This is a genomic window from Salinimicrobium catena, assembly GCF_900102915.1.
Taxonomy (GTDB): domain Bacteria; phylum Bacteroidota; class Bacteroidia; order Flavobacteriales; family Flavobacteriaceae; genus Salinimicrobium; species Salinimicrobium catena.
In genome coordinates, this window is sequence record NZ_FNGG01000002.1 from 712,946 (window position 1) to 721,501 (window position 8,556).

Here is an 8,556-nt window from a genome sequence, read left to right on the forward strand (position 1 = left end):
AAACTTTTCAGCTTTTATTTTTCGAATTCCTTAAGCGTCTTCGTGATGATCTCCACGCAGTCATTCAATTGCTCTTCGTTCATCACCAACGGCGGTGCGAACCTGATGATGTTCCCGTGGGTTGGCTTGGCCAGCAGGCCATTGTCCCTTAGCTTCATACAAATATCCCAGGCTGTCGAACTTTCTTCGCTGTCGTTGATCACGATCGCGTTAAGCAATCCTTTCCCTCTCACCAGCTTCACGATGTTCGAGTTCCTGATGTAATCATTTAATTTTCTGCGGAAAAGGTTACCAAGTTCCTCGGCATTTTCAGCAAGGTTCTCTTCTTTGATCACTGTCAATGCAGCCATGGCCACGGCACAGGCAACAGGGTTTCCTCCAAAAGTGGAACCGTGCTGTCCCGGTTGGATCACGTTCATCACGTTATCGTTCGCCAATACGGCAGAAACAGGATAAACCCCGCCAGAAATAGCTTTTCCAAGGATCAATACATCAGGCTTCACCTCCTCATGATCTACTGCCAGCAATTTTCCGGTACGTGCAATTCCCGTCTGCACTTCATCGGCAATGAACAACACATGGTGCTTTTCGCAAAGTTCCTTTGCACGTTTCAGGAATCCTTCCGTAGGTACATAAACCCCGGCCTCACCCTGTATTGGTTCTACAAGGAATCCGGCGATGTTGTCGTTATTTTTCAAAACCTCTTCCAAAGCTTCGGTATCGTTATATGGGATCTTCAGGAATCCGGGGGTATAAGGGCCAAAGTTCTTGCGCGCCTCCTCATCATTTGAAAAAGAGATGATGGTAGTCGTTCTTCCGTGGAAGTTATTCTCACAAACGATGATCTGCGCCTCGGTCTCCTTTACACCTTTTTTCTCGTAAGCCCATTTCCTGGCGATCTTAATGGCGGTTTCTACAGCTTCTGCCCCTGTGTTCATTGGTAGCAGTTTATCGAATCCGAAATATTCTGATGCGAATCTCTCGTACTGCCCTAAAACGTTATTATGGAAAGCCCTTGAAGTAAGGGTGAGTTTCTGAGCCTGCTCATACATTGCCCCTACGATCTTCGGGTGGCAATGCCCCTGGTTCACCGCAGAATAAGCCGAAAGAAAATCGTAATATTTCTTTCCTTCCACATCCCAAACATGCACTCCTTCCCCTCTCTCCAGCACTACCGGAAGCGGGTGATAGTTGTGCGCTCCATACTGATCTTCTAATTGGATTGCTTCTTCTGAAGAAATTTTTTCTGAAATCGTCATTGTTTAAATTTTACATGTTACTAAAACGAAATTCCTGCTTTTCGGAATTACCGCAAAAATGGGTAATTTGAGGAGAGAAATCATCCTGAATTCAGAAGTCGCAAATTACTAAATGTTTCCCGAATTTTTCACCCGTAGCCCCAATAAATCTTAGCTTTTATCCTATTTTTGCCCCATGGGAAGAAAGAACCGAAATAAAGAATTTACCAATCTTGAAGTGATCGATGCCGGGGCAAAAGGAAAAAGCATTGCCAAAGCGCCCGACGGAAAAGTGATCTTCATTGGGAATGCCGTGCCGGGAGATGTGGTTGACGTACAGACCACCCGGAAAAAAAGAGCCTATTACGAAGGTACCGCTACAAAATTTCACAGTTATTCAGACAAGCGGGTGGAGCCGCCCTGCATTCATTTTAGCGTTTGCGGAGGCTGTAAGTGGCAATTCATGGTCTATGAGCACCAGCTGCACTACAAGCAAAAGGAAGTGATCAACAACCTGCAAAGACTGGGAAAAGTGGAACTTCCGGAGGTTACCCCTATTTTGGGAAGCAAGGAGATATATTTTTACCGCAATAAAATGGAATTTTCCTTTAGTGACAGTCGCTGGCTTACCCAGGAAGAGATCCAGAGCGGGAAAGATATTGAAGACAGGAACGCCCTTGGTTTTCACATTCCTGGTATGTGGGACAAGATCCTGGACATAGAAGAATGTCATTTGCAGCAGGCGCCCAGTAACGGCATCCGCAATAAAGTCAAAGCTTTCGCCATTAAAAACGATATTTCCTTTTTTAATACCCGCGAACAAAAGGGAATGTTGCGGACCTTGATGATCCGTACGTCCTCTACGGGAGAGATCATGGTATTGATCCAGTTCTACGAAGATGATAAAGAGAAAAGGGAATTACTGCTGGATCTTGTCGCGGAAGAATTTCCTGAGATCACTTCCCTGCAATACGTGATCAATTCCAAGGGAAATGACACTATCTATGACCAGGAGGTGATCTGTTACAAAGGCCGTGACCATATTTTTGAAGAAATGGAAGGTTTAAAGTTCAAGATCAACGCTAAATCTTTCTACCAGACAAATTCTGCACAGGCTTACGAACTCTACAAGATCACGCGTGATTTTGCAGGTTTGACCGGTGACGAACTGGTTTATGATCTTTATACCGGAACCGGAACCATCGCCCAGTTCGTCGCTTCCAAGGCGAAAAAGGTGATCGGCGTGGAAGCTGTGCCCGAAGCTATTAAAGATGCCAAAGAAAATGCACGGAACAACGGCATTGAAAATACCGAATTCTACGTGGGTGATATGAAAAAGGTATTTACCAATGATTTCATTGTGATGCACGGACATCCTGATGTGATCATCACCGATCCTCCCCGCGACGGAATGCACAAAGATGTAGTTGCGCAAATTATTGGTATCTTGCCGCAACGAATCGTCTACGTGAGCTGTAATTCTGCTACACAGGCCCGTGATCTCGCGTTGCTTGACGAGCATTATAAAGTGACCAGGACACAGGCAGTGGACATGTTTCCTCAAACCTTTCACGTAGAGAACGTGGTATGTTTAGAAAGAAGATAATGAACCAGTTCCAAAAATGGATTTTTTTAGCAGGCTTTATCATTATAGCCCAGGGATGTCAAAAAGATGACATTTGTCCTGAAGGTACAGAGACCACTCCCCTGTTGGTAATTGAATTTTATGACGCTGCAGATCCCTCTCAGCTCAAAGCGGTACAGAACCTTGTAGTTCGCGCTGCCGGGGAAGAAATTTTCCTGGGACCCGAAACAGTGAATACCATTACCATTCCCTTAAGAACAAATGAGAATGTGACCGAGTACAGTTTTATCCGCAACAGCGCGGCGACCACCGAGAATGAGGATCGCATCAGCTTTAGCTATGATCCCGCGCCCGAATATCTTAACCGCGCCTGCGGCTATAAAGTAAATTTTACGAACATTGATGCCAACACACTACAGGACGAGGACAACTGGATAATTTCTGAAGTGATCTTACTAGAAAATGTAGAAAATGAAACAGAAGCACATATTTCTATTACTCATTAGTATTGCTGTCTTTCATCCTTCTGCTTTTTTCGCACAGGAAGAACAACAACCGGCAGACACTCTGGAATACAGGGAAAAATACGGGCTGCGCCTGGGAATTGATCTGAGCAAACCTTTACGCACGGTGCTGGATGAAAACTACCAGGGCTTTGAGATCAAAGGAGATTACCGCATCTATGAAGATTACTATTTGGCTGCGGAAATAGGGAACGAAAAGAACCTCATTTCTGAACCCAGTGTCACTGCTGAAGCTTCCGGTAGCTACATCAAAGTGGGGGTGAACTACAATGCTTATGAGAACTGGCAGGGCATGGAAAACCTGATCTTTGCCGGCCTTAGGTACGGCTTCGCGACCTTTTCTACAGAACTACAGGAATTTTCGGTCTACTCCCCTACCAATTACTTTGGACCAGACGTAAGAACCGAAACCCAGGAATTCAATAATCTCACCGCCAGCTGGATCGAACTGCAGCTGGGCATCAAGGTAGAAGTGCTTAACAATGTGTTTTTAGGCACTCATGTACAGCTGAAGAGAAGAGTGACAGCGACCACTCCCGGCAACTTCGACAACCTTTACATTCCCGGGTTTCACAGGACTTACGACAACAGCACCTGGGGTGTTGGCTATGGCTACTCTATTTCTTACCTGCTTCCGTTCTACAAAAAATAGAATGAATTAAAATTTATTGCTTTTTGCCTTCTTGCTACCTTCGTAGATCTCATACTTCAGAAGCTTGGATTCTAACGAGCCGTTGAAAAGTTTGATCTTTCGGGAAGGCCTTAAACCCACGTGCTTTATGGCTTCCAGGTTGGAAGTAATGAACCAGGCATGGGTTCCGGGGTAACTTTGCTTCAGGGTATCGCCTATCGCTTTGTAAAATTCGGGCATATCGATGTTCAGGCGTTCCCCGTACGGCGGATTAAACACCATATGCAGGTGCCGTTCGATCTGCTTTTCAGACTTAAAGAAATCCTGCTGCTCTACCGTAATGAATTCAGATAAGTTGGCATTTTCAACATTGTCTTTCGCCTTATGCACTGCGGAAGGAGCCTTGTCATATCCTTTGATCGTAAAATGGAAATCCCGCATCTTTTTCAGAACCGATTCCTCTATCTTCTCAAAAAGGGCTTCATCCCAGTCCTTCCATTTTTCAAATCCGAATTCCTTCCTGTTCAGGTTCGGCGGAATGTTACAGGCTATCATGGCCGCTTCAATAAGAATGGTTCCGCTACCGCACATGGGGTCGAGAAAATCACATTGTCCGTCCCACCCGGAATGTAGCAACATTCCGGCCGCAAGCACCTCATTTATAGGAGCGATATTAGTGGCCGATTTATACCCCCTTTTGTGCAGGGATTGCCCGGAACTGTCAAGAGAAACCGTGCAGGTATCTTTTTCAATGTGCATGTTGATCCTTAAAGTTGGAAAATCCAGGTCTATTCCGGGTCTTTGTCCGTATTTCTCTCGAAACCGGTCTACTATGGCATCTTTGGATTTTAATGCTATGTACTTGGAATGAGTGAATTTATCGGAATGTACCGTGGCATCAATAGCCAGAGTATCAGTAGCGTCCAGATATTTCTCCCAGGGCATCCTGTTGACCTTTTTGTAGAGGTCTTCTTCAGAAAAAACTTTAAAAGAATCAATGGGTTTTAAGACCTTAATGGCGGTGCGCAGCGACAGGTTCGCCTTGTACATAAAACCTTTATCCCCAACAAAAGATACAGACCTCACTCCTTCTTTTACCTCCATCGCGCCCAGGTTTCTCAGTTCTTTTGCCAGTAAAGGTTCGAAGCCAAAAAGAGTTTTGGCCACCATTTTAAAATTATTTCCCATGTGTTCTATTCTGTGAGAGGCAAAAATACATTAATTTTGCTGCATATGGAATTAGCCGAGAAAAACTGGTTTTCTTCGTGGTTTGACACTCCCTACTACCACATTTTATACAAAGACCGCAACGATGATGAAGCCCGGGAATTCATGCAAAACCTGGTTTCTTTTCTTGATCTACCTAAAAACGCTACTATTTTAGACCTGGCTTGCGGTAAGGGAAGGCATTCTGTTTTTCTGAACCAATTGGGCTATAATGTCACAGGGGTAGACCTTTCCGAAAACAGCATTCGGCATGCAAGGCAGTTTGAAAATCACAGCTTGCGTTTTTACACGCATTGCATGTGCGAACCGGTGGATGAAAAATTTGATGCGGTATTTAACCTTTTCACCAGCCTGGGATATTTCGAAAATGAAAAAGATAACCTGAACTCCATAAAAGCCATTAAACAGGAACTGAAACCGGGAGGTTATGGGGTTATAGATTTTATGAACGTGAAAAAGGTGATCCAAACGCTTGTGCCTGAAGAAAACAAGACAGTACAGGGAATAGATTTCGAGATCAACAGGCGCTTCAAGGATGGGTATGTAATGAAGGATATTCGCTTTACAGATGAAGACATGGATCATTCCTATACCGAAAAAGTACAGGCTCTCACCCTGCATGATTTTCAAAAGTATTTCCAAGAGGCAGGGATCGTGCTGAAGCACACTTTTGGAAACTACCGGCTTGAGCGATTTGACGAACAGAATTCAGACCGGCTAATTTTAGTGTTCAATTAATGATATACCTTCTACCCTTACTTGCTGTAGTTACAGGCTTTGGGATCTCCCTTTTCATAAAACCATCCTCCTCTACAGGATTCCAGTTACTGCTGTCCTTCAGTGGGGCGTTTTTATTGTCGGTCACTGTATTTGAGCTGTTGCCCGAAGTTTATACCTCAGGAACATCAGGAGTCGGTGTTTTCATCATGCTGGGATTGCTCATTCAGATCTTCCTGGAGTTCCTGTCCAAAGGGGTGGAACACGGACACATGCATCACGGGCAAACCGGGAAATTCCCTATGCTCCTGCTGATAAGTCTTTCGCTGCATTCATTGCTGGAAGGTTTTCCGCTTAACAGCAGTGAAGACCTGCTGCATGGGGTGGTGGTACATAAAATTCCGGTTGCGGCCATATTATCAACCTTTCTCTTACATTCAAAAATTGGAAAGCTAAGAGTGATCCTGTTCCTTTCTATTTTTGCGGTAATGACGCCCCTGGGGAGCTGGCTCCATGCTAATTTCGAAATCCTTGACACTTATGCTGTATATATTTATGCGGTGGTGATAGGGATCTTTCTGCACGTTTCGACCACTATATTATTTGAAGCTTCGAAGAACCACACCTTCAACGCCTCAAAACTGGGAGTGGTGGTTCTGGGCATAATCCTGGCTTATTTACTGTAGAAGATGTTCAGCAGAGAAGAAGCAAAGAAACTTAGGCAGGAGTTCTGGACGACTTTTGGAAAGGAATATCCTCATAAATGGATGCTGTACAATACAGGAATAAAAGAAATCCAGCTGAAGTTCACTTTTGAAAGAAAATACGCCCAGGTTTCTTTAGACATCATTGAGGAAGATGAACTGATAAGGGCCTATTACTTTGAAAAACTGGAATCTCTAAAGAGCATTTTGGAAACCGATTATCATTTGTCAGAAATTATTTTTGATAAGGACTACGAACTTTCCGAAGGGAAGATCGTCTCGAGGATCTATGTTCACCTGGACAAAGTAAGCATCTACAACAAAAAAGACTGGCCGCGGGTAAAGGAATTTCTGTACCAGAAGATGCTGCTGCTTGAAGATTTTTTCAGTGATTTCAGCGATTATATCAGAAACTAGAGTATCTGATAAGCATTTTTTACTACTTTCATTTCCAGAAAGATAGCGAGCCAAGGTCTCTTCCCTACCCATTCTTTCCTTTAAAACTCGTAACCAACCAAAACTTTAAAGGATGAAAATAATTAAAGTAAGCCTGCTGGGAATCTTCTTCATTTCTCTTATTTCCTGCTCAAAAGATGACGAATCAAAAGGGGAAATTTCTGGATCATTAATAGGACAATGGAATCTGACCGAATTTGAATACTCCGGATATTCTGAAACCAAAGTTGACGGAATGAGCATGCGGGCGGATTATGCAGGGATTGCAGAAAACATCGATGCGAGTATGACTTTCCATGAAAACGGGACCTTTGAATCTGAGGGAGTCTATGATGTAATACTTACAGGGGAAGGGATGACCCTCCCCTACAGAGACATAAGTTATGAATCCAGTGGAAACTATGTGGTATCCGGCAACAGAATTGATATTACTAATTTTGAAGGGACTTCCACTCCCGGTGCTTATGAGGTTGCTTCTGAAAAAGAGATGATCATAGTTGAATTAACTGATAGTCGCCTGGTACTGGATGTTAGTGAAAACACAACAATTACCGAAGAGGACGGTGAGGCATTGATTTCAATTTCGGGGCAATACGTTTTTAGTCGCTAAATCCGTAACTATTCAAAGCCAGCATGGTGCAGCTGCTGCAGTAATTGACCATCCACGTCAGCGTACCGTAATAGAGGCTTTCAAAGTTTACCTGCGCTCTCACAGGTCTAACGCCGTCCTGTGTCTTTAAATCCGGTTTACTGCTAAATGCGAAGGAGGGAAACTGATATTCAAAGATCTAAATTTTAGAACATAAAAAAACCCTTCATCAAATTCATGATGAAGGGTTTAAAAGAAAGGCGGCGACATACTCTCCCACAAGATAGCAGTACCATCTGCGCTAACGGGCTTAACTTCTCTGTTCGGAATGGGAAGAGGTGAGCCCCGTTGCTATAACCACCTTAAGTCTTTGAGTAAGTAGTGAGAATTTAGTAGTGAGTAGTGAGATACAACAATCTCAATACTCTATTCTCAATACTAACTACTAATATTTTGACATGATTGGAAAATAAAAATTAAGAAGACATTTTTGAGCAAGTAATGGAGCTTTAGGTTTTCCTGTCCCCCGTCGCTCTTAAAGAGCTATGGGGGACGGGGGCACTAAGCTATACGGATTATTAGTATCACTCGGCTATGACATTGCTGCCTTTACACCTGTGACCTATCAACGTGGTGGTCTCCCACGATCCTTTAAAGAAATCTCATCTTGTGGTGGGTTTCGCGCTTATATGCTTTCAGCGCTTATCCCTTCCCAACGTAGCTACCCAGCAGTGCTCCTGGCGGAACAACTGGTACACCAGAGGTTAGTCCAACTCGGTCCTCTCGTACTAGAGTCAGATCCACTCAAATTTCTAACGCCCACTGTAGATAGAGACCGAACTGTCTCACGACGTTCTGAACCCAGCTCGCGTGCCACTTTAATGG

The 8,556-nt window shown here is 43.9% G+C and carries 9 protein-coding genes and 2 rRNA genes; 7 read left to right on the plus strand and 4 right to left on the minus strand.

The window, feature by feature from the left end:
* Nucleotides 1-14: 14 nt before the first annotated feature.
* A complete protein-coding gene (rocD, locus tag BLS64_RS07740) occupies nucleotides 15-1,259 on the minus strand; it encodes an ornithine--oxo-acid transaminase (RefSeq protein ID WP_093112916.1) in 1,245 nt (414 codons plus the stop codon).
* Between the two features lie 175 nt (nucleotides 1,260-1,434).
* Between rocD and rlmD the strand changes: the two genes are divergently transcribed.
* Genes rlmD through BLS64_RS07755 form a run of 3 tightly spaced genes read left to right on the plus strand, consistent with a single transcriptional unit; the run spans nucleotide 1,435 to nucleotide 3,999 of the window.
* A complete protein-coding gene (gene rlmD, locus BLS64_RS07745; RefSeq protein ID WP_093112917.1) occupies nucleotides 1,435-2,844 on the plus strand; it encodes a 23S rRNA (uracil(1939)-C(5))-methyltransferase RlmD in 1,410 nt (469 codons plus the stop codon).
* Nucleotides 2,844-3,329: a DUF6452 family protein gene (locus BLS64_RS07750; RefSeq protein WP_093228642.1), complete on the plus strand. Its 486-nt coding sequence runs from the start codon at nucleotides 2,844-2,846 to the stop codon at nucleotides 3,327-3,329. Before rlmD ends, BLS64_RS07750 begins: the two co-directional genes overlap by 1 nt.
* Nucleotides 3,295-3,999 (plus strand): DUF6048 family protein, encoded by a 705-nt coding sequence (locus BLS64_RS07755; RefSeq protein WP_093112919.1) that lies wholly within the window; start codon nucleotides 3,295-3,297, stop codon nucleotides 3,997-3,999. The genes BLS64_RS07750 and BLS64_RS07755 overlap by 35 nt, the downstream gene beginning before the upstream one ends.
* A gap of 6 nt (nucleotides 4,000-4,005) precedes the next feature.
* Here BLS64_RS07755 and BLS64_RS07760 read toward each other — a convergent pair whose 3' ends face one another.
* Nucleotides 4,006-5,166 (minus strand): THUMP domain-containing class I SAM-dependent RNA methyltransferase, encoded by a 1,161-nt coding sequence (locus BLS64_RS07760; RefSeq protein ID WP_093112920.1) that lies wholly within the window; start codon nucleotides 5,164-5,166, stop codon nucleotides 4,006-4,008.
* A gap of 45 nt (nucleotides 5,167-5,211) precedes the next feature.
* Between BLS64_RS07760 and BLS64_RS07765 the strand changes: the two genes are divergently transcribed.
* The 4 genes from BLS64_RS07765 (at nucleotide 5,212) to BLS64_RS07780 (ending at nucleotide 7,692) form a co-directional block, all read left to right on the plus strand.
* The gene (locus tag BLS64_RS07765; RefSeq protein WP_093112977.1) at nucleotides 5,212-5,943 is read left to right on the plus strand and encodes a class I SAM-dependent methyltransferase; all 732 of its coding nucleotides are present in this window, start codon (nucleotides 5,212-5,214) and stop codon (nucleotides 5,941-5,943) included.
* Nucleotides 5,943-6,608 (plus strand): ZIP family metal transporter, encoded by a 666-nt coding sequence (locus BLS64_RS07770; protein ID WP_093112921.1) that lies wholly within the window; start codon nucleotides 5,943-5,945, stop codon nucleotides 6,606-6,608. Before BLS64_RS07765 ends, BLS64_RS07770 begins: the two co-directional genes overlap by 1 nt.
* A gap of 3 nt (nucleotides 6,609-6,611) precedes the next feature.
* Nucleotides 6,612-7,043 carry a DUF4268 domain-containing protein gene (locus BLS64_RS07775; RefSeq protein WP_093112922.1) on the plus strand — a complete coding sequence of 144 codons (432 nt, stop codon included), beginning with the start codon at nucleotides 6,612-6,614 and terminating at the stop codon, nucleotides 7,041-7,043.
* 112 nt (nucleotides 7,044-7,155) lie between these two features.
* Entirely contained in the window at nucleotides 7,156-7,692 is a 537-nt protein-coding gene (locus tag BLS64_RS07780; RefSeq protein WP_093112923.1) for a lipocalin family protein, read from the plus strand.
* 234 nt (nucleotides 7,693-7,926) lie between these two features.
* Here BLS64_RS07780 and rrf read toward each other — a convergent pair.
* Both rrf and BLS64_RS07790 read right to left on the minus strand, forming a co-directional pair.
* Nucleotides 7,927-8,036: ribosomal RNA gene (gene rrf / locus BLS64_RS07785) — 5S ribosomal RNA — on the minus strand.
* 192 nt (nucleotides 8,037-8,228) lie between these two features.
* Nucleotides 8,229-8,556: ribosomal RNA gene (locus BLS64_RS07790) — 23S ribosomal RNA — on the minus strand; the annotation flags it as partial.